Source organism: Streptomyces sp. A0592 (assembly GCF_004795115.1).
GTDB lineage: Bacteria > Actinomycetota > Actinomycetes > Streptomycetales > Streptomycetaceae > Streptomyces > Streptomyces erythrochromogenes.
In genome coordinates, this window is sequence record NZ_SSBM01000004.1 from 95,841 (window position 1) to 120,297 (window position 24,457).

Genomic DNA, 24,457 nt, shown 5'->3' on the forward strand with positions numbered 1-24,457 from the left:
GTTTATCGTCAGGCAGACGACTATGATCGCGGCATGTCGCCCTACGACCCGTCGGCCTATCCGCCCTTCGCAGTCACCGTCGACCTGGTCGTGCTCACCGTGCGGCGCCACGCGCTCTGCGCGCTGGTCGTCCGGCGGGGTGAGCAGCCGTTCCAGGGGCGCTGGGCCCTGCCCGGCGGGTTCGTCCGCGGGGACGAGGACCTCGCGGCGGCCGCCGCCAGAGAGCTCTCCGAGGAAACCGGCCTGTGCGCGCACGACCCCGCCATGCCGGGCGCGGGCAACGGGGCGCACCTCGAACAGCTGGCCACCTATGGCGACCCGAAGCGGGATCCGCGGATGCGGGTCGTCAGCGTGGCGCATCTGGTGCTCGCTCCGGACCTCCCCGCGCCCCGGGCCGGCGGCGACGCCAACAGCGCACGCTGGGCCTCGGTCGACGAGGTGCTGGCCGTCGGCGACGAGAGCTCCGCAGGACTCGCCTTCGACCATGCGCAGATCCTCGCCGACGGTGTGGAGCGGGCCCGCTCGAAGATCGAGTACTCCTCGCTGGCCACCGCCTTCTGCCCGCCCGAGTTCACCGTCGGCGAGCTGCGGCGGGTGTACGAGGCCGTCTGGGGGGTGGCGCTGGACCCGCGCAACTTCCACCGCAAGGTCACCGGGACCCCCGGCTTCCTGGTGCCGGCCGGCGGAACGACGACCCGTCAGGGCGGCCGCCCGGCCCAGCTGTTCCGCGCGGGCGGGGCGACGCTGCTCAACCCGCCGATGCTGCGCCCGGAGGTCTGACGCCGCGCCACACGCGCCGCCGGTGCTGAACCCGCCGGCTACCGCACCGCGCTGCCGGACGGGGGCGAGTCTGGCAGAACGATCGGCATTCCATCGGACCGGTTGCGCCGAAAATCGGACATATCGCGCTATCTTGCTTGCGGTACCCACGCTGCCGCAAAGCGGTCTCACACCCCGCGAGGGAAGCGATGCTCCAGGCCATCGGACTCACCAGCAAACCACGTTCCGACGCCCCGCCCCTTGTGGACGACCTCACCCTCGAGGCCCGCCCGGGGCATGTGACCGCCCTGCTCGGCGAGCCGGGATCGGGCAAGACGACCGCCCTTCGGCTCATGCTCGAACTCGAACCGGGCCGCGGCGTCACCTACTTCCGCGGCCGGCCGCTGCACCGGATTGCGCACCCCGGCCGTGAGGTCGGAGTAGTGCTCGGAGACGTCCCCGGCAACCCGGCACGGACCGTCCGCAACCAGCTGCGGATGCTCTGCGCCGCCGCCGGGGTACCTGCCTCCCGGGCCGACACCATGCTCGAGGTCGTCGGCATCGCGGGCCTGCGCGACCAGCGCCTCGGCTCGCTCTCGCTCGGCATGGAGCGCAGGGTCGCCCTGGCCTCGGCACTGCTCGGCGATCCGTGCACTCTGCTCCTCGACGAGCCCGCCGCAGGACTCTCCCCCCGCGAACGCGGCTGGCTGTACGGGCTGCTGCGCGGCCACGCCTCCCTCGGGGGAGCCGTGCTCTTCACGACCGCCGACGCCAAGGAGGCGGCCCGGAGCGCCGACCGGGTCGTCAGTATCGAGGCGGGCCGCCTCGTCGCCGACCAGGAGGCCGCGGAGTTCGCGCGGACCCGGCTGAGGCCGCGGGTCGCCGTGCGCACCCCGCATGCCGCCCGGCTGGCCGACGTACTGGGACGGGAGGCCCGCGCGGCCCAGCGAGCGGTGGAGATCGTCGAGGAGAGCGGCAGCCGGCTGTCGGTGTACGGCAGCAACTGCGCGGAGGTCGGCGAGGCGGCGTTCCGCCACGGCGTACTGGTCCACCAGCTCGCCGACGAGACCGGCGATGCCGGTGCGTCGACGGTGCCGGTCCCGCACGCCCGGGCCGCGGCCGCCACCGCGGTGACCGCCGGCGCGGCACCGGAGCGCGCCGAGGACTCCGGCGGCTCTGCCCGGCGCACCCGCTCCCAGCCGCCGGCCTCGGCCGTGCGGCGCGTGGGCGGACCCCTGCGGCCCCTGCGCTACGAGCTGCTCCGCGTCTTCGGCACCGCCACCCCCGCCCTGACCGCCGCCCTCGTCGTCGTGGTCTCCGTCCTCACCGCCCTCGTGCTCGCCCGGGCCGGTCAGACCCCGCAGAGCCGGCTTCTCGCCGCCTGGCCCGCGTTGCTGCCCCTGCCGCCCGCCGCCCTGGGCGCGGGACTCCTCGGCGCACTGGCCTTCGGCGAGGAGTACCGCTATCCCGCCCTCGCCGCCGACCGCGGCACCGTGCCCCGCCGACTGGGGCTGCTCACTGCGAAACTCGGCGTCTGCGCCGCCCTCGCCCTCGTGCTGGGCGCCCTGGTGGTGACGGCCGACGCCGCCGCCCTGGCACTCGTTTTCGACAGCGGCCCTCTGCGCGTCCCGGCGGAGTGGCTTGCCCCCGCGGCGAGTTGGGCCGGCCTGCTGATCGGCTGCGCCTGGGCCGGCGTACTGGCCTCCGGCGTCTTCCGGTCCGCCGCCGCGGGACTGGCCGCGGTGCTCGCCGTACCCGTGGGAGTGGTTCCGCTGGTGCGCAAGGCGCTGGAAGGCTCGTCCGCGTACCCGGTGACCGGGCTGGGCCCCAGGCTGCGCGGCCTGCCCTGGGTGCAGTGGCCGCCCGAGGTGGACCGGCTGCTGGTGGCGGCCCTGCGGGTGATCAGCCAACCCGTCGCCACCGCATTGGTGTTGTCGCTGATGGTCCTGTTGTGCGCCTATGGGTTCACCGGACTGCGCAGCAGGGTCCGTTGGTGATCGTTCCGGTGCCGGAGCGGTCACGGACGGGACCGTTGCAGTCCGTGTCGCGTCAAGCGGACCGCAACTCCACGCAATAGGCCCGGTTCTTTACGATAAGTCGTCAATTGCGTAGGTGGCACCGATCACCCTTTCGTGTGCTTTTCACCAAAGACCTCAAGGGTCATGGAGGCGCGACCGACAAAGGATTCGTGAGTACCCTTGCGCACACCATGATGACCGCCGCCCGCCATGCCGACTCCGGCCTCGCCGGCGCGGGCGAACTCGACCGCTACCCCTATGCGGAGGCCCCCGGGTCCGACCGCGTCGGAGCACCCCACTGGGACGGCGCCGACGTCGAGTTGAGCCGCGTGGGCCGCCGCGCCGCAGGCAGCCGCGGCCGCGGACTGCACGGCCAACTCGTCCAGCAGCTCGGCCAGATGATCGTCTCCGGCGACCTCGGCGCGGACCGCCCCCTGGTCCCCGAGGAGATCGGCCAGCGCTTCGAGGTCTCCCGTACGGTCGTCCGCGAATCCCTGCGGGTCCTCGAGGCCAAGGGCCTCGTCAGCGCCCGCCCCAACGTCGGCACCCGGGTCCGCCCCGTCGCCGACTGGAACCTGCTCGACCCCGACATCATCGAGTGGCGCGCCTTCGGGCCCCAGCGCGACGACCAGCGCCGCGAGCTCGGCGAGCTCCGCTGGACGATCGAGCCGCTCGCCGCCCGCCTGGCCGCCGGCCACGGCCGGCCGGACATCCAGCAGCGCCTGGCCGACATGGTCGAGATCATGGGCCACGCCCTCGGCCAGGGTGACTCGATCACCTTCGCGCGCGCCGACAACGAGTTCCACGCGCTCCTGATCCAGGTCGCCGGCAACCGCATGCTGGAGCACCTCTCCGGCATCGTCTCGGCCGCCCTCCAGGTCTCCGGCAGCCCGATGACCTCCTGCGACCGCCCGAGCGAGACCTGCGTCGCGCACCACGCACGGATGGTCGAGGCCCTCGCCGCGGGCGACGCGGTGGGCGCCGAGAACGCGATGCGCCAGCTCCTGACGGTTCATCCGGAGGTCGAGCGCGTGGTTCCCGCCCCGCGCGAGCACTGACGGGCGGGCGCGCAGGGGTGTGCGACACGTCGCCGGGCCCGGCCGGGCCCGGCGACACCGGCGTGCGGGTCCCGTCCCTCTTCCGGAGCCCCTTGCGGAGCCGTCGCGGCCCTTCCGGAACCGAGGGGTGCGACCGTATGACCGGCATCCGCGCATACGGGGTGTGACTCGGGCCACGAAGATTGGGCGTAACGCTCCGCGAGGTCGCGCGATGACTTAAGAGGTGATGGCCGACGGAGGGAAGACAGCAGCCCTTGGGGGTGCTGTGCAGCTCCCCGGCCCCTGCCCGCGCCGCCGGCCCATCCCCGGTCGGTGGTCGTCGGCTCCGGTCCAGCACCACCAGGCCCGGGGTCGGAAGCCGTTTCCATCGTTCCGAGAGGTTGTTCGTGTCGGCCAGCACATCCCGTACGCTCCCGCCGGAGATCGCCGATTCCGAGTCTGTGATGGCGCTCATCGAGCGGGGCAAGGCCGAGGGGCAGATCGCCGGCGATGACGTGCGTCGGGCCTTCGAGGCTGACCAGATTCCTGCGACCCAGTGGAAGAATGTTCTGCGCAGCCTCAACCAGATCCTCGAGGAAGAGGGTGTGACGCTGATGGTCAGTGCCGCGGAGTCGCCCAAGCGCACCACCCGCAAGAGCGTCGCAGCGAAGAGCCCGGCCAAGCGGACGGCCACCGAGCCCGTCAGGAAGACGGCGGCCAGGACGACGGCGGCGCAGCCCGCGGCTCCCGCGGTCCCGTCGGCCGAGGCGGCGGACCCGCAGGCACCGGACGCCCTTGTCGAGGAGGCGGCGGCGGAGCCCGTCGCGAAGAAGGCGGCGGCGAAGAAGACGGCCGCGAAGAAGGCCGCGCCCGCCAAGAAGACGGCCGCGAAGAAGACCGCAGCCAAGAAGACCGCGGCCAAGAAGGACGCGGACGATGGCGGCGAGGACGAGAGCCCGGACGAGGGGCCCGACGCGGTCAAGGCCGAGGGCGACGAAGAGGACGAGGGCGGGGAGAACAAGGGCTTCGTCATCTCCGACGACGAGGACGACGCCCCGGCCCAGCAGGTCGTGGTGGCCGGCGCCACCGCCGACCCGGTCAAGGACTACCTCAAGCAGATCGGCAAGGTCCCCCTCCTCAACGCCGAGCAGGAGGTCGAGCTCGCCAAGCGGATCGAGGCGGGTCTGTTCGCCGAGGACAAGCTGGCGAACTCCGACAAGCTGGCGCCCAAGCTCAAGCGCGAGCTGGAGATCATCGCCGAGGACGGCCGCCGCGCGAAGAACCACCTCCTGGAGGCCAACCTCCGTCTCGTGGTCTCCCTGGCCAAGCGCTACACCGGCCGCGGCATGCTCTTCCTGGACCTGATCCAGGAGGGCAACCTGGGTCTCATCCGTGCGGTCGAGAAGTTCGACTACACCAAGGGCTACAAGTTCTCCACCTACGCGACGTGGTGGATCCGGCAGGCGATCACGCGTGCCATGGCCGACCAGGCCCGCACCATCCGCATCCCCGTCCACATGGTCGAGGTCATCAACAAGCTCGCCCGCGTGCAGCGCCAGATGCTCCAGGACCTGGGCCGCGAGCCCACCCCGGAGGAGCTGGCCAAGGAACTCGACATGACCCCCGAGAAGGTCATCGAGGTCCAGAAGTACGGGCGCGAGCCGATCTCCCTGCACACGCCCCTCGGCGAGGACGGCGACAGCGAGTTCGGCGACCTCATCGAGGACTCCGAGGCCGTCGTCCCGGCCGACGCCGTGAGCTTCACGCTCCTGCAGGAGCAGCTGCACTCGGTGCTCGACACCCTGAGCGAGCGCGAGGCCGGCGTCGTCTCCATGCGCTTCGGTCTCACCGACGGGCAGCCGAAGACCCTCGACGAGATCGGCAAGGTCTACGGGGTCACGCGTGAGCGCATCCGCCAGATCGAGTCGAAGACGATGTCGAAGCTGCGCCACCCGTCCCGCTCCCAGGTGCTGCGCGACTACCTGGACTGAGCAGGCAGGCGGGCCTCGGCGGCGGAAGGTGCCGAGGCCCGGCGACGAAGGCCGTGGCGGTGGCCGCGCGGGTGCGCTCGGCCACCGGGCATCCCACTCTGGGTGGAGTCATGCACACTCGGAGTCAGGAGGCCTCATGCGTCGTCCCTTTGCCCGTGTCCTGGCGGGCGCGCTGACCCTGGCGGCGGGAGCGGCCGCGGCGCCGCTCGCCCAGATGCCTCAGGCGGCCGCGGACAGCGTGGTGATCGGCGGGAAGCCGGTCAAGGTGGCCGACAGCCCCTGGGTCGTGGCCCTGGCCAGCCGTGACCGGTTCGGGGGTACGCGGGACGGGCAGTTCTGCGGGGGTGTCGTCGTCGCTCCGACCAGGGTGGTCACCGCGGCGCACTGCCTGGGCCGGCAGGTGCTGGGCGGACCCGTCGAGTCCGTGTCCGATTTCCGGGTGATCGCCGGCCGTACGGAGCTCCGGGCGGCCGACGGCCGGGAGATCGCGGTGCGCGGGGCACGGGTGAACCCCGCCTACGACCCCCAGAGCAACGCCGGCGACCTCGCCGTGCTGGAGCTGGCGGAGGCCGTGCCGGCGCACCACGTGCTCCCCATGGCGGAGGCGGGTCACCCCGCGTACGGGGCGGGTACCCAGGCGGAGGTCTACGGCTGGGGGGACACGAGCGGCTTCGGTGACTACGCGTACGCCCTGCGGGCCGCGCGCGTGACGGTGCTCGCGGACAAGGTCTGCGGGCGCGCCTACCCCGGGGACGCGGACGGACAGTACCGGGCCGAATCCATGGTGTGCGCGGGGGACGGCGGGGGCGGCAAGGACGCCTGCCAGGGCGACAGCGGCGGGCCGCTGGTGGCCCAGGGGCGGCTCATCGGCGTGGTCTCGTGGGGCCGGGGCTGCGGGCGGGCCGACAGCCCGGGTGTGTACACGCGCATCGCCCCGCTGGCCGGCTTCGTGACGGCCCCGGAGAGGGCCGAACAGCAGGACGGGGGACGCAGCGTCGCGTGGGGGCCCCAGAGGGGCTCCGGGGCGCGCACAGGGGTCGTGCAAGGCCATCGTGCGGGTTAGGGGCGGTCGGGCGATGTCCCGGCCGCCGGGCGCGACGCGCCGGTGAAGCCCCGTGCCGCCGCCCTTCCCGTGGGCGGGCGGCCGCGGATGTGAGGACGGGCGGCACCCCTGGGTCTCAGAGGTGCCGCCCGTCGACCGGCCTGGCCGGTCCTGGCTCGTCGGATGCGAGGGTAGGCCTGTGTGTCAGCGGTCCTCGGGTTCGGCATGGGCAGCCGGAGCGGACGTGAGCCGCTCGGTCTCATCCTGTATTTCCGCGGCGATCTTCTTGAGTTCCGGCTCGAACTTGCGACCGTGGTGGGCGCAGAAGAGCAGTTCACCGCCGCTCAGCAGGACGACGCGCAGATATGCCTGGGCGCCGCAACGGTCGCATCGGTCAGCGGCCGTCAGCGGGGTCGCGGGTGTCAGAACAGTAGTCACGTCGCCTCTTCTCTAGCTCGACGAGCTGTCGTACCAGGGTCAACATCCAACCAGGCCGAAAACGTTCCCGCTCGCGGCTTTTCCTCGAAACTTCCTTCCGAAGCTGGCCGGCTGTTGCCGGTTGGCGGCGAAGGAGCCGTATTGCGTTGCTTTACGGTTTCGCGTTGTCAGTCGTGTGCTTGTTGCAGTTCCATCCTCCCCGGCGAGAGTGCCAGGTTGTTCATGAGGACGTGCCCGAACCCTAAATGGTTCATGCGCGGAAGGGAACGTGATGTTTCCTTCACCCGCCCGGGGGATCGAACATGCGTGCGGATCTGGACTAGGCTGAGGAAAGCGCGAGGGTGGCGTTGCATCGGCTCTACCTGGCCTCGGTACCCTTCGACGGGTACCCGAGCCACCCCTGCGCCCGACAGGGCCAGAAAAGAAATTCAGCGAGGAGCGAACTGCGTGACCGCCGACACGTCCGTGCCTTCCAGCGCGCTGCTGTCCGGAGCAGACCGGGACGGTTCCAACTACACCGCGCGGCACCTGCTCGTCCTCGAAGGGCTGGAGGCCGTCCGCAAGCGTCCCGGCATGTATATCGGCTCGACCGACAGCCGGGGCCTCATGCACTGCCTGTGGGAGATCATCGACAATTCCGTCGACGAGGCCCTGGGCGGCTACTGCGACCACATCGAAGTGATCCTCCACGAGGACTCCTCTGTCGAGGTCAGGGACAACGGCCGCGGCATCCCCGTGGACGTCGAGCCCAAGACCGGCCTGTCCGGTGTCGAGGTCGTCATGACCAAGCTGCACGCGGGCGGAAAGTTCGGCGGCGGCTCGTACGCGGCCTCCGGCGGCCTGCACGGCGTCGGCGCCTCGGTGGTCAACGCCCTCTCCGCCCGTCTGGACGTCGAGGTCGACCGGGGCAGCTCCACCCATGCCATCAGCTTCCGCCGCGGCGTCCCCGGCATGTTCACCGAGCAGGGCCCGGACAGCCCCTTCGACCCCGCGAACGGCCTGCGCAAGGTCAAGCGCATCGCCAAGGGCAAGACCGGCACCCGGATCCGCTACTGGTCCGATCGCCAGATCTTCCTCAAGGATGCCCGCCTCGCCCTGGAGACGCTCTACCAGCGCGCCCGCCAGACCGCCTTCCTGGTTCCCGGCCTGACCCTGGTCGTCCGCGACGAGCGGGGCATCGACGGCGCCGGCAAGACCGAGGAGACCTTCCGCTTCGACGGCGGCATCAGCGAGTTCTGCGAGTACCTCGCCCAGGACAAGGCCGCCTGCGACGTGCTGCGACTGACCGGATCGGGCACTTTCAAGGAGACCGTCCCGGTCCTCGACGACCGCGGCCACATGACCCCCACCGAGGTCACCCGCGAGCTCGGCGTGGACATCGCCCTGCGCTGGGGCACGGGCTACGAGACCAACGTCAAGTCCTTCGTGAACATCATCGCCACCCCCAAGGGCGGCACCCACGTCGCCGGCTTCGAACGCTCCGTGACCAAGACCGTCAACGAGGTGCTGCGCTCGGCCAAGCTGCTGCGCGTGGCCGAGGACGACGTGGTCAAGGACGACGCGATGGAGGGCATGACGGCCGTCGTCACCGTCCGCCTGGCCGAACCCCAGTTCGAGGGTCAGACCAAGGAGGTGCTCGGCACCTCGGCCGCCACCCGGATCGTCGCCGCCGTGGTCGCCAAGGAGCTCAAGGCCTTCCTGACCTCCACGAAGCGCGACGACAAGCAGCAGGCCCGCGCCGTGATGGAGAAGATCGTCGCGGCCGCCCGGACCCGGATCGCGGCCCGCCAGCACAAGGAGGCGCAGCGCCGCAAGACCGCGCTGGAGACCTCCTCCCTGCCCGCCAAGCTGGCCGACTGCCGCAGTGACGACGTGGACCGCAGCGAGCTCTTCATCGTCGAGGGCGACTCCGCCCTCGGTACCGCGAAGCTCGCCCGGAACTCCGAATTCCAGGCACTCCTGCCCATCCGCGGCAAGATCCTCAACGTCCAGAAGTCCTCGGTCTCGGACATGCTCAAGAACGCCGAGTGCGGGGCGATCATCCAGGTCATAGGGGCCGGCTCGGGCCGGACCTTCGACATCGACGCCGCCCGCTACGGCAAGATCGTGCTGCTCGTCGACGCCGATGTGGACGGCGCGCACATCCGCTGCCTGCTGCTCACGCTCTTCCAGCGGTACATGCGGCCGATGGTCGAGGCCGGCCGGGTCTTCGCGGCCGTCCCGCCGCTGCACCGGATCGAGCTGGTCCAGCCGAAGAAGGGCCAGGACAAGTACGTCTACACGTACTCGGACAACGAACTGCGCCAGACCCTTCTGGAGTACCAGCGCAAGAACATCCGGTACAAGGACGCGATCCAGCGCTACAAGGGCCTCGGCGAGATGGATGCGGACCAGCTGGCGGAGACCACCATGGACCCCCGTTTCCGTACCCTGCGCCGGATCAACATCGGCGACCTGGACTCCGCCGAGCAGGTCTTCGACCTGCTCATGGGCAATGAGGTGGCCCCGCGCAAGGAGTTCATCACGAGCTCCGCGGCGACGCTGGACCGCTCGCGCATCGACGCCTGAGCACAAGGGCACCGGTGGCCGGCGACGCCTGACACAGGCGGGCGCCACGGCACACCGGTGCCCTTCGCTCCATCACCTGTTGGAGTGAAGAGCACCGGTACACCAGTCCGGAAACCGTCCATTCCGCACATCCTTGTGGGCACGCGGCCAATGCGGCAGCGGACAAGGAGAGTTCGGTGGACAAGTACGAAGGTCGTGATGCCGGAACGATCCGGCTGGACGACCCCTGGTACGACGCACTGGCCGTCGGCTGGGGCGAGGGCGCGGAACCGTCCCCGCCGCGGCCGGCCCCGGTCGGGGGTCCGGCGCCCGGCGCATCCGACATCTACCTGGAAGTGCAGCGCAGCGCCGCCTTCCAGGAGGTCCGCAGCCGCTATCGCCGGTTCGTCGTCCCTGCGACCGCCGGGTTCTTCCTCTGGTACGTCGCCTACGTGGTCGCCGCCACGGCCGCGCCCGGTCTGATGGCCCGGCCCGTCCTGGGCGCGGTCAACGTGGCCATGCTGGCGGGGCTCGGCCAGTTCCTCAGCACCTTCCTGCTCACCTGGGCCTACGCCCGGCATGCGCGGCTGCGCCGGGACCGAGCCGCCCTCGACCTGCGCTGGACCGTCTTCGAGCAGGAACGCGGCCAGGAGCGGGACCGGGCGAGGAGGGCGGGCCGGTGACCACCGAGCACCAGACCCTGGCGCTGATGCTGTTCAGCCTCTTCATCGCGGTGACCCTGGGCATCACCACCTGGGTCAGCCGCAACCGGCACGGCTCGGCCGAGGAGTTCTACGCCGGCGGGCGGCTCTTCTCCCCGATGGAGAACGGTTTCGCCATCGCGGGCGACTACATGTCCGCCGCCTCCTTCCTCGGCATCTCCGGCCTGATCGCCCTGTTCGGCTACGACGGCCTGCTCTACTCGGTGGGATTCCTCGTCGCCTGGCTGGTGGTGCTCTTCCTCGTCGCCGAACTGGTGCGCAACTGTGGGCGCTTCACCCTCGCCGACGTGGTCGCCGCCCGGATGAGCGAGCGCCCGGTGCGGATCGCCGCCGGTACCTCCTCGGTCGTCGTCTCCGTGCTCTACCTCGTCGCGCAGATGGTCGGCGCGGGCAGCCTGGTCGGGCTGCTGCTCGGGAACTCGAGCGCGGCGGCCCGGACCCTCACCGTGATCGGGGTGGGGGCCCTGATGGTGGTCTACGTGTCCTTCGGAGGCATGCGGGCCACCACCTGGATCCAGATCGTGAAGGCCGTGCTGCTGATGGGCGGGGCGATCACGCTGACGGTGCTGGTGCTGCTGCGCTTCCACGGCGATTTCGACCGGCTGCTCACCAGCGCCGCCGAACGCAGCGGGCACGGCCTCGCGTTCCTCAGCCCCGGACTCAAGTACGGCGGGGACTGGACCGCCCGCTTCGACTTCATCAGCCTCGGTCTCGCGCTGGTCCTGGGGACCGCCGGACTGCCGCACATCCTGTCGCGCTTCTACACCGTGCCCACCGCCCGGGCGGCCCGCCGCTCCGTGGTGTGGGCGATCGGCCTGATCGGCAGCTTCTACCTGATGACCATCGTCCTCGGTTTCGGGGCCGCGGCCCTCGTCGGGCCGGACGAGGTGCGGGCCTCCAACGCCTCCGGGAACACGGCCGTCCCGCTGCTCGCGGCCTTCCTCGGCGGTGGCGCCGAAACCACCGGCGGAGCGGTCCTGTTCGCCTTCGTCGCCGCCATCGCCTTCGCCACCATCCTGGCCGTGGTGGCCGGCATCACCCTGGCCTCGTCCGCGTCCGTCGCCCACGACCTGTACGCCTCGCTCAAGCGCAGGCACGCCAGGCAGCGCAGCGAGGTCTCGGTGGCCCGGGCCGCCGCCGTGGGTATCGGCGCGGTGGCCATTGCCCTCGGGCTGCTCGCGCAGAACCTCAACGTGGCGTTCCTGGTGGGGCTGGCCTTCGCTGTGGCGGCCTCGGCCAACCTCCCGGTGCTGTTGTACTCGCTCTTCTGGCGCGGTTTCACCACGCGCGGAGCCGTCTGGTCGGTGTACGGAGGGCTGGTCCCGGCGGTACTGCTGGTGCTGGTCTCACCGGTGGTGTCCGGCAGCGCGGAGTCGCTGTTCCCGGGAGTCGACTTCCAGTTCTTCCCGCTGCAGAACCCGGGGATCGTCTCGATCCCGCTGGGCTTCCTGGCCGGCTGGCTCGGCACGGTCACCTCGGGCGAGGAGCCGGACGAGACGAAGCACGCGGAGACGGAAGTCCGTTCGCTGACCGGCGCGGGAGCGGTCTGACCGGAGAAACCGGACCGGACCGGAGGGACGGGCCTGGAGGGGCAGGTCGGGGGCGTCAGGCCCGCCCCTCCGACGGGAGCCAGGCGTAGCGGTGCTCCGGGCGGCCGGTCTCGCCGTAGCGCAGGGCCAGGGAGACGCGGCCGGAGCGTTCCAGGAGCTTCAGATAGCGCTGGGCGGTCTGGCGGCTGATGCCCGCGCGGTCCGCGATCTGCTGGGTGGACAGGGGGCCTTCGGCGGAGCGCAACACCTGGCGGACCAGCTCCGCCGTGGTGGGGGAGTGGCCCTTGGGCAGCTCGTTCACGGACGCCGCGCCGGCGAGGGCGCCGAAGATCCGGTCCACCTCGGCCTGTTCGGCCTCACCGCCCGTCTCCAGGGCGCGGCGCAGCGAGCCGTACGCCTCCAGCCGGGTGCGCAGCCCGGCGAAGGTGAACGGCTTGACCAGGTACTGGAGGGCTCCCAGGCGCATGGCGGCCTGCACGGTGGCGAGGTCGCGGGCGGCGGTGACCATGATCACATCGGTCCCGTCGCCACGCTGGCGCAGGCGGCGGACCAGGTCCAGGCCGTTCTCGTCGGGGAGGTAGTGGTCAAGGAGGACCAGGTCCACCGGATGGGCGGAGAGGAAGTCCAGGGCCTCGGCGGCCGAATGGGCCTGCGCGATGACTTGGAAACCGGGAACCTTCGCCACGTACGCCGCGTTGATCCGGGCAACACGCATGTCGTCGTCGACGACCAATACGTGGATCGGGGTCTCGTTCACCGCAGGGCCTCCGGAAGTACGACGGAGAATTCCGCCCCTCCGTCCGCTGCTTCACCGGCCCGGGCGCTGCCGCCCTGCCGCTCCGCGAGGCGGCGTACGAGGGCGAGGCCCAGCCCGCGCTCGCGGTGGGCCCGGGGCTGCTTGGTCGACCAGCCCTCCGTGAAGATGTCCTCGCGGCGCGCGGCGGGGACCCCGGGGCCGCTGTCGCGCACCCGCAGCACGGCGGTACGGCCCTCCGCACGCAGCTCCACCTCGACCAGGGGCGCCGCTCCGCCGGCGGCGGCGTCCAGGGCGTTGTCCACCAGGTTGCCGACGATCGTGACGAGCCCGCCGGGGTCGACCAGGCGGTCGGGAAGGAGGGTGGCGGCCGCCAGCCGCAGGGGGACGCCGCGCTCGGCGGCAACGGTGGCCTTGCCCACGAGGAGGGCGGCCAGCAGAGGGTCGTGGACCTTCTCGGTGACCTGCTCGGCGGTCGTGCGGTGCACGCCGACGACTTCCGTCACGAACTCCACCGCCTCCTCGTGCAGGCCCAGCTCCAGCAGGCCGAGGAGGGTGTGGAGACGGTTGGCGTGTTCGTGGTCCTGGGCGCGCAGGGCGTCGATGAGACCACGGGTGGAGTCGAGCTCGCGGCCCAGGTGCTCCAGCTCGGTGCGGTCGCGCAGCGTGGCTACGGCGCCTCCGTCTGCGGTGGGCATCCGGTTGGCGACGAGGACCCGCGGGCCCTGGACGGTGAGCAGGTCCCGGCCCGTCACCCGGCCGGAGAGCACGTCGGCGGTGCGGCCGGCGCCGAGGACGTCGTCCAGCGGGCGTCCGGCGAAGGTACCGGTGGAGTCCGGGGTGAGGCCCAGCAGGCGGGCGGCCTCGTCGTTGACCAGCCGGACCCGGCCGTCCGGGGCGAGGGCGATCACGCCTTCGCGGATGGAGTGCAGCATGGCCTCGCGTTCGGCGAGCAGGCCGGCTATGTCGGAGAAGGCCAGGTCGTGGGTCTGGCGTTGGATCCTGCGGGAGAGGAGGTAGGCGGCGAGGGCGCCCGCGGCCAGGGCGCCGCCGGCGTAGGCGAGCAGGCCCGGTATCGCCCCGAGCAGGCGGTCGCGGACGCTGTCGTAGGCGATGCCGACCGAGACCGCGCCGACGATCTCGCCGTCGGCGGCGACGAGCGGGACCTTGCCGCGTGCGGAGCGCCCCAGGGTGCCGTCGTCGATCTCCATGACCTCGCGGCCGGCCAGGGCGTCGCTCGGGTCGGTGGAGACGGGCAGTCCGATCCGGTCGGGGCTCGGGTGCGAGCGGCGGATGCCGTCCAGGTCGAGGACGACGACGTACTCGGCGCCCGTCGCCCGGCGGATCCGCTCGGCCGAGGCCTGCACCGGGCTGTCCGCCGAGGCACCGGAGTCCAGGAGGCCAGAAGCGATCGCGGGGTCCGCCGCGGCGCTCTGCGCGATGGCCAGGGCACGGCGCATGGCCTGGTCGTCGAGCTGGGCGCTGAGCGGTGCGAGGAACAGTCCCGTGGCCAGGACGACGACCCCGGCCGCGATGGCCAGCTGGGTCAGCAGGATCTGCGAGACCGCCCGTCTGGGCAGCCCGAGGCGCCGAGCGCTCATGAGGGGGAACCGCATGGACAGCAACGGTAGGTCGGCCCCGGCACAAGCGGAACATTTGCGCCCCGCTTGTCGGGTACCCCACTCCCGTCCTGCCCGGGCCGTGTTCCCCGCGTCACTGCGGGTGAACCGGCCGTGCTGCTCGGCCGGGAGGACGAGGCGCGGCCCGCTAAGGCATCGGCTGGGGCGGGCGGGGGCCGTGGTACTGGCCGCTCGGCCGCATGCGCAGCGGGCGCTCCTGGTACTCCTCCAGCGCGTGGGCGATCCAGCCCGCCGTGCGGGCCACCGCGAAGACCGTCTCACCGGCCTCGGCGGCCATGCCGCAGGACACCGACAGGACCGCCAGCGCCAGGTCCACGTTGGCGTGCAGCCCGCCCTGACGGGCCATCACCGCCACCACCTCACGGGCCGCCGCCAGGGCGGGGGCGGCTTGCTCCAGCCCTTCCAGCCGTGCGAACAGCGCCCCCGCCCGGGGGTCCTCGCCCTGGTAGAGGCGGTGGCCCAGGCCGGGGACCCGGCGTCCCGCCCGCAGGTGCTCGGCGACCACCGGTGCGGCACCGCCCTGCTCCAGCACCTCCACCAGCATCCGGTGCGCGAGCCGTCCGGCGGCGCCGTGCAGCGGTCCTTCGAGCGCGCCGAGCCCGGCCGACACCGCCGCGTACGGGTGCGCGCGCGCCGACGCGGCAACCCGTACGGCCAGTGTGGAGGCGGCCAGGTCGTGGTCGACCAGCAGCGCCAGGGCCAGGTCCAGTACGGCGAGGGCGTCCGGGTCCGGCTTCCGCGGCGTCAGCCGGGACCACAGCTGCCGGGCGATGCGGTCGTCGCCGGCCCACCCGCTGCCCGCCGCGGGCAGGGCGCCGACCAGCGTCGGGATCAGGCAGCGCGCGGAGCCGAGCACGGCATCCTCCGACAGGTCGAAACGCAGCGGGTCCGCCACCGCGGCGGCGGCGACCGCCACCCGCAGCCGGTCGACCGGGCCGCTGTGCGCCGGCAGGGCGTCCACCGCCCGGCGGGCCGCCTCCAGCACCTCCGCCGGAGCGGTGAACCGGGCCCCGCGGGTCAGGGTCCCCGTCCAGAGCCACTCGGCGACCTCCTCGTAGCGGTACCGCGAGGCCAGGGCCACGGCGTCGACGCCCCGGAAGGAGAACCGGTCGGGTTCGATCAGGGTGAGCGCCGTGCGGACGGTGAGCTCACCGGCGGCGGGAGCCGCCGCCTCGCGGCGGCTGCGCCGGGCCAGCGCCTCCACCTCGGCGGCGTCGAAACTGCTGCCCCGCCCAGCCGGATCGCGGCGGCTGGCGAGCTGGCCCCGGCTGACATAGGCGTACACCGTCGCCGGCTTCACGCCGAGCACCCGCGCCGCCTCCTGCGTGCTGAGCCTGCTGCTGCCGCCGCCGTCCGTCTGGTCACTCATGCCGAACACCCTACAGATGCATTGAAATGTTGATTCAATCAATATTGACAGCGATTGAATCCATCATGGATGGTCGATGCATGAACACCACCGACAGCACCATCGAAGGACCGCGGGGCCTCGCGGGAGTCGTGGTCACCGACACCGAGCTGGGCGACGTCCGGGGCCGCGAGGGCTTCTACCACTACCGCCAGTACTCGGCCGTGGAGCTCGCCGCCGGCCGCAGCTTCGAGGACGTGTGGCACCTGATGTTCCGCGGTAACCTCCCGGCGGACGCCGCCGAACGGGCCGCCTTCGCCGCCGAGACCGCCGCGCTGCGCCGGCTCCCCGAGGAGGTGCGGGCGGTCCTGCCGGACCTGGCCCGCGCCACCCGGCTCTCCGGCCCGCTGGCCGGACTGCGCACCGCCCTCTCGCTGCTCGGCGCCTCCGCCGGCTTCCGCCCGGTGTACGACCTCACCCCCGAGCGCCGCGCCGCGGACGCGCTGGCGGCCTGCGCCGCGGTGCCTACCCTGCTGACCGCCCTGCACCGGCTGGGCCAGGGCCTGGAGCCGGTCGAGCCGCGCGCGGACCTTCCGTACGCGGCCAACTACCTCTACATGCTGACCGGCGAGGAGCCCGACCCCGCCCGGGCCCGCGCGGTCGAGCGGTACCTGATATCCACCGTCGACCACGGCTTCAACGCCTCGACGTTCACCGCCCGGGTGATCGCCTCCACCGGCGCCGACGTCGCCGCCTGCCTGACCGGGGCCGTCGGCGCGCTCTCCGGACCGCTGCACGGGGGCGCCCCCAGCCGGGCCCTGGACACCCTCGACGCGATCGGCACCGTGGACCGGATCGGGCCGTGGATTCGCGAACGCGTCCTGGCCGGCGACCGGATCATGGGCTTCGGGCACCCCGTCTACCGCACCGAGGACCCCCGCTCACGCATGCTGCGCGAGATCGCCCTCGGCTTCGGCGGCCCCCTCGTGGACTTCGCCGTGGAGGTCGAACGGCAGGTCGAGGAGATCCTCGCCGAACTCAAGCCGGGCCGCGAACTGCACACCAACGTGGAGTTCTACGCGGGCGTGGTCATGGAGCTGTGCGGGCTGCCGCGCGAGATGTTCACCCCGACCTTCTGCGCGGCCCGGGTCGTCGGCTGGAGCGCGAACATCCTGGAACAGGCCACCGACTCGAAGATCATCCGACCGGCCGCACGGTACACGGGACCCACCCCTCCGCAGCCGGTGCCGCCGATGGACTGACCGGGCCTGGCTACGATCGATCGGGTGAACAGCAGGCAGCCCATCCCCGTCGTCGTCCTCGCCGGATTCCTCGGATCCGGGAAGACCACCGTGCTGAACCACCTCCTCGCCGCCCGCGGCGGCACCCGCATCGGGGTCGTGGTCAACGACTTCGGCTCCATCGAGGTCGACGCGATGTCGGTGGCCGGCCAGGTCGGGGACTCGATGGTCTCCCTCGGCGGCGGCTGCCTGTGCTGCGCCGTCGACGGCAGCGAGCTGGACGCGTACCTGGAGAAGCTCTCCGCGCCCGTCCACCGGATCGACGTGATCGTCATCGAGGCGAGCGGCCTGGCCGAGCCCGAGGAGATGATCCGCATGCTGGTGGCCAACGAGAACCCGGCCGTCCGGTACGGCGGCATGGTGGAGGTCGTGGACGCGGCGGAATTCGACGCCACCCGGGCCCGGCACCCGGAGACCGACCGCCACCTCGCCGTCGCGGACCTGGTGGTGCTCAACAAGATCGACCGGGTCGCCCCGGGCGAACGGGCCAGGATCGAGACCGAACTCGCCGCGCTCTGCGCGCCGGGCACCCCGGTCGTGGCCGCCGATCACGGCCGCATCGACCCGGAGCTGCTCTTCGACCGCCGGCCCTGGACCGAGACCCGGGGGCAGCTGTCCTTCGAGGACCTGCTCGCGGAGGCCGAGGGCCACGACCACTGCACCCACGCGCACACCGCCTACGAGAGCATCGAGTTCACCTCGCAGCAGGCACTCTCCCCGCGCCGGTTCATGGACTTCCTCGACCGGCGCCCGGCCGGGCTCTACCGGATCAAGGGCTTCGTACGGTTCGGGGTCCCCGGACACGAGGAGCGCTACGAGATCCAGGCGGTCGGCCGCTTTCTCCGCTTCGCCCCGCAGCCCTGGGGGAGGGGCGAAGACCGCCTGACGCAACTGGTCCTGATCGGCTCGGGCACCGACCGCGAGGGCCTGCTGCGGGAGTTGGACGCCTGCCGCGAGGAGGCCCCCCAGGACGCGAGCCCCGAGAGCATGTGGGGCGTGCTGCGGTACGTCGACCGGCCCGCGGAGGACTGGGTCGACGCCCCCGAGGCGGACACGTCCGAGACACCTCCGATGCCCCCGGCGTACTGATCACCGAGTGCCGGGTGCGGCCCGGCCCCCTACTTGCCGTCCGAGAAGTTGTGCACGCCCCACCAGCCGGAGGCGTCGTGGTGGAGGCCCACGCCGACCTCCGTGAACTCCGCGCTGACCTGGGCCTTGTAGTGGCCAGGGCTGTGGCGCCACATCGACTGGAACTTCTCGGCGGCTTCCTGGGCAGTCATCGAGGCATCGCTCCACCACACGATGTTCTCGCCCGTCCAGGTACGCGAGCCGGTGTTCAGGTAGGCGCGTTCCTCGTGGGAGGAGTGGCCGAACCCGTTCTTCTTCATGTGCTCGGCCCACTTGCGGGCGAAGTCGCTGAGGTCCTGCTTGAGCACGAGCGGAGGCCTGCCCACGGTGGCCCGTTCGCTGTTCAGCAGCTGCAGCGACAACGACTGGGCCGTTCGGACCTCCTGCGTCGCGATACGGACCCCGGGCACCTTCGGGTCCGGTCCCACCGGACCGCTGCCCGCAGGGCCGCGGGTCGGCTGCGCGGGCCGGTCATTCTCCGCGGACTGCTTGGACGCGGGTTCGGCCGACGCCGCCGTACGCGAGGGGGAGGCGGCGGTGGCGCTCGCGCTCGGTGTCGCCCCGGTTGTGGGGGTCTCCTCCGCCGCGCCCGCCCCGGCGGTGGGTGAGGCCGGGCCGGCCGACGGGCCGCCGCCCAGAGGGGCGGGGCCGACGGCGTCGGAGGAAGAGGCCGAGGAGGAAGCCGTCGCCGCGGTGCGGGAAGGAGCCTCGCCGGATATGAGCGTGTAGGCACTCCCGGCTCCGGTCAGCAGGACCACGGTGGCGACCGCTGCCGGCACGGGCAGCTTCCTGCGGGTCCGGCGGCGGCCGCCCGCCACCCGGCCCGCGTGACGCGGCCCGGAAGACCGGTCCGGCTCCGCCCTGTCCACGCCCTGCCCGAACTCGTCGTCGCGCAACTGCATCGCATCTCCTCAGAGGTGTGACGGCCCACTTGGCCTGACACTGGGGAGACCCGCGGGGCGGGCGGCGATAACACTTTTCCGCGTGACCCGGTTGGTCGGGCCGGATCGGGCCCGATCCCGCTGTCCGGCCCGACCCGCGCCTACCCGGCGGCGGCCGGCCCGTCCGAGTGGTCCGCGTACCCGGCCTCGCCGGTGAGGCAGGCGTGACACGGACAGCGGTCCGGATGCGGACTCCACGGCGCCGTCTCGGCGCGGTACTGGCGCGCGTACCGCTCCAGCACCGCGGCGGCGTCCACCGCATGGTCCGCCGTGGCGAAGCCGCGCGTAGCGCTCCTCCCGCAGCCGTTCCAGGACGCGCGGGGTATGGACGAGCTTCGGCCGGAAGCCGTACAGGTGGCGCGTCGCCGTGTCGATGACGATCCAGCCCCACCGGACCGGCTCCGGAGACCCGTTGCCGGACCCGTCCACCCGGTCCACCTCTACGCCACCTCGACGCCGTACTCGCGCAGCAGGTCCCCCAGGCCGCCCCGGTATCCCTTGCCGCCGATCACGAAGTCCCAGTCGCCGTTCGGCCTGCGCCGGAACGAGCCCAGCACCAGCGCGGTCTCGCCGGCCCGGCCGTCGGAGACTTCCAGCTGCCCGGCCTCCGCGCCCGCCGCGTCCAGGAGCCGGATCCGAGCGTCGGTGAAACCGGCCAGGTCGGCATGCGGATCGGCCTCCGGGTCCACGGCGGCCACCAGCACCAGCCGGTCGGCCTCGCGCGGCAGGGCCTCGAAGGAGACCTCCAGCGCCGCTTTGTCCGGCGCCGCGTGCGCTCGGGCGCGTACCGAACCCTCCGGCGTGCGCGGGTTGTTGAAGAACACGAAGTGGTCCTCGCTGAGCACCCGGTTGCCCGTGCAGACCAGCGCGCACACGTCCAGCGCGACCCGGCCGGACCAGGTCATGCCGAGCACGTTGTGGTCGTCCGACGGCGCGGGCTCGGGAGCGCGCTGCGCCGGGACCGGGGCCGGGGCCGCCGGGCCGCCACCGAGGCGCCCGCGCAGCCCGTACTGGTGCAGGAGCTCCACCAGCTTCTCCCCGGGAACCAACTCCAGCGGCTTGCCGTTGGAGAAGGTGTACGACGTCGGCCCGAAGGACGAGGTGGTGACCAGCACCCCCTTGTTCGCCCCCTTGTCCTGGACCGTGCCGTACAGGTCCCGTACCGCCGTGGGCGGCACGGTGTTGCGGTAGCGCTTGACCTGGACCACGATCCGTCCGCCCGTGATCGGGGACGGGTCGTTCGCCTCGATGTCGACGCCGCCGTCACCGGACCGCTGCGTGGTCACCGCCTCCATGCCCATCGCCCGGAAGAGCTCCGCCACCAGGTTCTCGAAGGCGATGGGGTCCATCACGAAGAGGTCCGGCTCGTCCTCGTCGTCGCCCGCGTGACCGCCGTGGCTGACGACTCCGCCGCCGACCTCGTCGGGCCTGCGCCCCGCACGCACGGCCGTCAGCTGGTCGGGCCGCGTCGACAGCTGCCCGCGCAACCCCTCCACCAGGCAGTCCACCGCGCTGACCTGCTCCAGCCGAAGCCCCGCGAAGGCGGAGCGGGGCGCCGACACCGAGGCGAGCACGAACTGTGCCTCACGGCCCGTCGCAGGATCGGGGCAGTCGACGAAGCCGTTCACCACGACCGAGTCGAGCACACCGAACTCGTCCGCCGCGTACATCTCACGTATGACCAGCAGCGTGGATTGCGCCAGCAGGTCCCGGTACAGCGCCCGTCGTTCCGTGACCGAGCGGGGCTTCACCCTGTCCTGGTCCGTACTCGGCAGATACTGGACCGAGCGGGCCTCCGGCACCACCGCGTACCCGGGCAGCTCCCAGTCCAGGACGAGCTCGCGCTTCGTCGGGTCGTACGCCGCCGTCACCTGGCGGGGCAGCGCCTCGGGCCAGGCCGTGGAGGTGTACAGGGCGGCCGAGAAGTATTCGACCACCGCTTCCGAAGCGCCCGAGCGCAGCGCCCCGGCCAGTTCGGTGAGCCCGTCGTTGTGCGCCCGGATCGCGGCGAGCTGCTGTGCGGCCCACTGGTCGTACTGCTGCCGGTACGCCGTCAGTTGCTGCTGCCGCTGTGCCTCGGCGGCATTCGCTGCCTGCCAGGCCTGGGTGTACCGGGCGTGTGCCTCCCGCTCGGCCTGGGCCCGGTTGGCCGACCCGAGGGTCCAGCCGCTGCTCTGGTGCTGGAACTGCTCGATCCGGGGCATCGGCACCGGTTGCGCCAGGGTGCCGGGGCTGAACGGCTCCAGCTGTTCGGATCGCACCAGGGTGGTCATCCGGAAGGCAGGCGCCCGACATCCAGTGACCAGCAGGCCCTGCAGGGCGGCCACCTCGGCGTCGATCTCGGCGGTGCGCCGCCGGGCCTCGGACTCCCGGTGCTGCCGACGGCTGCGGGCCGCATCGCGTTCGTACGCCCGTTGTCGGCGTTCCGCCTCGCGGTGCTGGATCAGCTGCGTCTGCTGCATCCGGCGCTGGGCCTCGGCCCAGTCCCCGATCAAACCGCCCGACCGACGACTCATCAGCTCTGTGTTCTCCCGCCCCACCCGACAGTGCCAAGAGGGAAAACACTAGTCGCCATTCGGGTGGTACGTCCCCAGGACGTACCACCCGAATGGTCCGGAACCCCTACAGTGCGGGTCCCGCCAGCGTCGCCACGACCGCCGGAAGGGCCGTCCCCGAGCCGTCCCGGCGCGGATCCGGTGCCGGCAGCTCGGCCGGAGTGCCGTTCGCGGCCGCCGCGCGGGCGGGGGAGCCGCCGGCCCAGGCCTGGACCAGCAGGTCCTCGCCCTTCAGGAACCGCTGGCAGCGCACGCCGCCGGTGGCCCGACCCTTGCGCGGGTACTGGTCGAAGGGAGTCAGCTTCCCGGACAGCATCGAGTCGTCCAGGGTCCCGTGCGAGCCGGCCACCGTGAACACCACGGCCTCACGGCCCGGGTCGACGGCCGAGAAGTGGATCACCTTGGCGTTCTCGGAGAGCTTGATGCCCGCCATGCCGCCCGCAGGACGGCCCTGCGGGCGGACCTGGGCCGCCGGGTAGCGCAGCAGCTGGGCGTCGTCGGTGATGAAGACCAGGTCCTCCTCGCCCGTGCGCAGCTCCACCCCGCCGACGATCCGGTCGCCGTCCTTGAGGGTGATGACCTCCAGCTCGTCCTTGTTGGCCGGGTAGTCCGGCACGACGCGCTTGACCACGCCCTGCTCGGTGCCCAGCGCCAGACCCTGCGAGGACTCGTCCAGCGAGGTCAGGCACACCACCTTCTCGTCCGCCTCCAGCCCGGAGAGGAACTCCGAGACCGGCGCGCCGCCCGCGAGGTTCGGCGCGGCGTGCGTGTCCGGCAGCTGCGGCAGGTCGATCACCGAGAGCCGCAGCAGCCGGCCCGCGGAGGTGACCACGCCGACGTCGGCCCGCGCGGTCGCCGCGACCTGCGAGACGATCAGGTCGTGCTTGGCCCGGGCGCCGCCCTCGTCCTGCGGCAGCGGCTCGCCGTTCGCCGTACGGGCCAACAGGCCCGTCGAGGACAGCAGCACCCGGCACGGGTCGTCCGCGACCTCCAGCGGAACGGCGGCCACCGTGGTGCCCGCCGACTCCAGCAGGACCGTACGGCGCTCGGTGCCGAACTTCTTCGCAACGGCGGCCAGTTCCGCGGAGACCAGCTTGCGCAGCTCGTTGTCGGACTCCAGGATCCCCGTCAGCTCGTCGATCTCGCCCGTCAGCCGGTCGCGCTCGGACTCCAGCTCCAGGCGGTCGAACTTGGTGAGCCGGCGCAGCGGGGTGTCCAGGATGTACTGGGTCTGGGTCTCGCTCAGCGAGAACCGCTCCATGAGCCGGGCCTTGGCCTGGGCGGAGTTCTCGCTGTCGCGGATGAGCCGGATGACCTCGTCGATGTCGATGAGGGCCACGAGCAGGCCCTCGACGAGGTGCAGCCGGTCCCGGCGCTTGGTGCGGCGGAACTCGCTGCGCCGCCGGACGACCTCGAAGCGGTGGTCGAGGTAGACCTCCAGCAGCTCCTTGAGGCCGAGGGTGAGCGGCTGCCCGTCCACCAGCGCCACGTTGTTGATGCCGAAGGACTCCTCCATCGGCGTCAGCTTGTAGAGCTGCTCCAGCACGGCCTCCGGGTGGAAGCCGTTCTTGATCTCGATGACCAGGCGCAGGCCGTGGGCGCGGTCGGTGAGGTCCTTGACGTCGGCGATGCCCTGGAGCTTCTTCGAGCCGACCAGGTCCTTGATCTTCGCGATGACCTTCTCGGGGCCGACCGTGAAGGGCAGTTCGGTGACGACCAGGCCCTTGCGGCGCGCCGTCACGTTCTCCACGGCCACCGTGGCGCGGATCTTGAAGGTGCCGCGGCCGTTCTCGTAGGCGTCCTTGATGCCCGAGAGGCCGACGATCCGGCCGCCCGTGGGCAGGTCGGGACCCGGTACGAAGCGCATCAGCGCCTCCAGGTCCGCGTGCGGGTACCGGATCAGGTGGCGGGCGGCCGCGATGACCTCGCCGAGGTTGTGCGGGGGCATGTTGGTCGCCATGCCGACCGCGATCCCGGACGCGCCGTTGACCAGCAGGTTCGGGTAGGCGGCGGGGAGCGCGACCGGCTCCCGCTCCTGGCCGTCGTAGTTGGCGGTGAAGTCGACGGTGTCCTCGTCGATCGACTCCGTCATCAGCGACGTGGCGTCGGCCATCTTGCACTCGGTGTAGCGCATCGCGGCCGGCGGGTCGTCGTTGCCGAGCGAACCGAAGTTGCCGTGGCCGTCGACCAGCGGCAGCCGCATCGAGAACGGCTGGGCCATGCGCACGAGGGCGTCGTAGATGGAGGCGTCGCCGTGGGGGTGGAGCTTGCCCATCACCTCGCCGACGACGCGGGCGCACTTCACGTACCCGCGGTCGGGACGCAGACCCATCTCGTTCATCTGGTACACGATCCGGCGGTGCACCGGCTTCATGCCGTCCCGGGCGTCGGGCAGGGCACGGGAGTAGATCACCGAGTACGCGTACTCGAGGAAGGAGCCCTGCATTTCGTCGACGACGTCGATGTCGAGGATCTTCTCCTCGAAATCCTCCGGCGGCGGGGTCTTCGTGCTGCGGCGGGCCATCGCTGCGCGGCTCCTTAACCAAGAATGGGATGTGCTGGGTGTCTGGCTGGTCTGGTGGGGTCTGGCTGGGGCGTGCCGGGTCCGTCAGGACGTACGACGCGGACCATTGTGTCCCGAGCGACCGACAACGCCGACTCCGACCCAGGTCTGGCCCGGGAACTT

At 72.0% G+C, this 24,457-nt stretch carries 18 protein-coding genes; 10 read left to right on the forward strand and 8 right to left on the reverse strand.

Annotated elements, in window-relative coordinates:
• Positions 1 to 33: 33 nt before the first annotated feature.
• The 5 genes from E6U81_RS08015 to E6U81_RS08035 all read left to right on the forward strand — a co-directional run bounded on the left by E6U81_RS08015 (position 34) and on the right by E6U81_RS08035 (position 6,868).
• Positions 34 to 780: an NUDIX domain-containing protein gene (locus E6U81_RS08015; RefSeq protein ID WP_136229396.1), complete on the forward strand. Its 747-nt coding sequence runs from the start codon at positions 34 to 36 to the stop codon at positions 778 to 780.
• A 188-nt stretch (positions 781 to 968) separates the two neighbouring features.
• Positions 969 to 2,756 (forward strand): ABC transporter ATP-binding protein, encoded by a 1,788-nt coding sequence (locus tag E6U81_RS08020; RefSeq protein ID WP_136229397.1) that lies wholly within the window; start codon positions 969 to 971, stop codon positions 2,754 to 2,756.
• A 137-nt stretch (positions 2,757 to 2,893) separates the two neighbouring features.
• Complete coding sequence (locus E6U81_RS08025) at positions 2,894 to 3,835, forward strand: FadR/GntR family transcriptional regulator (protein WP_276615797.1); 942 nt, start codon at positions 2,894 to 2,896, stop codon at positions 3,833 to 3,835.
• A 386-nt stretch (positions 3,836 to 4,221) separates the two neighbouring features.
• Positions 4,222 to 5,805 (forward strand): RNA polymerase sigma factor, encoded by a 1,584-nt coding sequence (locus tag E6U81_RS08030; protein WP_276615798.1) that lies wholly within the window; start codon positions 4,222 to 4,224, stop codon positions 5,803 to 5,805.
• Positions 5,806 to 5,941: 136 nt separating this feature from the next.
• On the forward strand, positions 5,942 to 6,868 hold the full coding sequence (locus E6U81_RS08035) for a serine protease (RefSeq protein WP_136229400.1): 927 nt from the start codon (positions 5,942 to 5,944) through the stop codon (positions 6,866 to 6,868).
• A 183-nt stretch (positions 6,869 to 7,051) separates the two neighbouring features.
• On the opposite strand, the gene E6U81_RS08040 is transcribed toward E6U81_RS08035, so the two are convergent.
• Positions 7,052 to 7,285 (reverse strand): hypothetical protein, encoded by a 234-nt coding sequence (locus tag E6U81_RS08040; protein ID WP_030028922.1) that lies wholly within the window; start codon positions 7,283 to 7,285, stop codon positions 7,052 to 7,054.
• Between the two features lie 447 nt (positions 7,286 to 7,732).
• Here E6U81_RS08040 and E6U81_RS08045 point away from each other — a divergent pair, with 447 nt between their 5' ends.
• From E6U81_RS08045 to E6U81_RS08055, 3 genes are all read left to right on the forward strand, one after another.
• A complete protein-coding gene (locus tag E6U81_RS08045) occupies positions 7,733 to 9,853 on the forward strand; it encodes a DNA topoisomerase IV subunit B (protein ID WP_136229401.1) in 2,121 nt (706 codons plus the stop codon).
• A gap of 176 nt (positions 9,854 to 10,029) precedes the next feature.
• Positions 10,030 to 10,515 carry a DUF485 domain-containing protein gene (locus E6U81_RS08050; protein ID WP_136229402.1) on the forward strand — a complete coding sequence of 162 codons (486 nt, stop codon included), beginning with the start codon at positions 10,030 to 10,032 and terminating at the stop codon, positions 10,513 to 10,515.
• Positions 10,512 to 12,104: a cation acetate symporter gene (locus E6U81_RS08055; RefSeq protein ID WP_136229403.1), complete on the forward strand. Its 1,593-nt coding sequence runs from the start codon at positions 10,512 to 10,514 to the stop codon at positions 12,102 to 12,104. Before E6U81_RS08050 ends, E6U81_RS08055 begins: the two co-directional genes overlap by 4 nt.
• Before the next feature lie 55 nt (positions 12,105 to 12,159).
• On the opposite strand, the gene E6U81_RS08060 is transcribed toward E6U81_RS08055, so the two are convergent.
• From E6U81_RS08060 to E6U81_RS08070, 3 genes are all read right to left on the reverse strand, one after another.
• Positions 12,160 to 12,861 (reverse strand): response regulator, encoded by a 702-nt coding sequence (locus E6U81_RS08060; protein ID WP_136229404.1) that lies wholly within the window; start codon positions 12,859 to 12,861, stop codon positions 12,160 to 12,162.
• Positions 12,858 to 14,459, reverse strand: coding sequence for a sensor histidine kinase (locus E6U81_RS08065; protein ID WP_240803711.1), 1,602 nt, complete (start codon positions 14,457 to 14,459; stop codon positions 12,858 to 12,860). Before E6U81_RS08065 ends, E6U81_RS08060 begins: the two co-directional genes overlap by 4 nt.
• Positions 14,460 to 14,625: 166 nt before the next feature.
• On the reverse strand, positions 14,626 to 15,867 hold the full coding sequence (locus E6U81_RS08070; RefSeq protein ID WP_136229406.1) for a citrate synthase: 1,242 nt from the start codon (positions 15,865 to 15,867) through the stop codon (positions 14,626 to 14,628).
• An 80-nt stretch (positions 15,868 to 15,947) separates the two neighbouring features.
• Between E6U81_RS08070 and E6U81_RS08075 the strand changes: the two genes are divergently transcribed.
• Together E6U81_RS08075 and E6U81_RS08080 are read left to right on the forward strand one after the other, a co-directional pair.
• Positions 15,948 to 17,108: a citrate synthase/methylcitrate synthase gene (locus tag E6U81_RS08075; RefSeq protein ID WP_136229407.1), complete on the forward strand. Its 1,161-nt coding sequence runs from the start codon at positions 15,948 to 15,950 to the stop codon at positions 17,106 to 17,108.
• 24 nt (positions 17,109 to 17,132) lie between these two features.
• Positions 17,133 to 18,236, forward strand: a complete 1,104-nt coding sequence (locus E6U81_RS08080) for a GTP-binding protein (RefSeq protein ID WP_136229408.1) — start codon at positions 17,133 to 17,135, stop codon at positions 18,234 to 18,236.
• A gap of 29 nt (positions 18,237 to 18,265) precedes the next feature.
• Here the strand turns inward: E6U81_RS08080 and E6U81_RS08085 are convergent, their stop codons facing one another.
• From E6U81_RS08085 to E6U81_RS08095, 4 genes are all read right to left on the reverse strand, one after another.
• Entirely contained in the window at positions 18,266 to 19,177 is a 912-nt protein-coding gene (locus E6U81_RS08085; protein ID WP_136229409.1) for a CAP domain-containing protein, read from the reverse strand.
• A 140-nt stretch (positions 19,178 to 19,317) separates the two neighbouring features.
• Entirely contained in the window at positions 19,318 to 19,473 is a 156-nt protein-coding gene (locus E6U81_RS39700) for a hypothetical protein (RefSeq protein ID WP_168714583.1), read from the reverse strand.
• Positions 19,474 to 19,656: 183 nt separating this feature from the next.
• Positions 19,657 to 21,732, reverse strand: coding sequence for a restriction endonuclease (locus E6U81_RS08090; RefSeq protein ID WP_206309876.1), 2,076 nt, complete (start codon positions 21,730 to 21,732; stop codon positions 19,657 to 19,659).
• Positions 21,733 to 21,838: 106 nt separating this feature from the next.
• Positions 21,839 to 24,295, reverse strand: coding sequence for a DNA topoisomerase IV subunit A (locus E6U81_RS08095; RefSeq protein WP_136229410.1), 2,457 nt, complete (start codon positions 24,293 to 24,295; stop codon positions 21,839 to 21,841).
• Between the last annotated feature and the right edge of the window lie 162 nt (positions 24,296 to 24,457).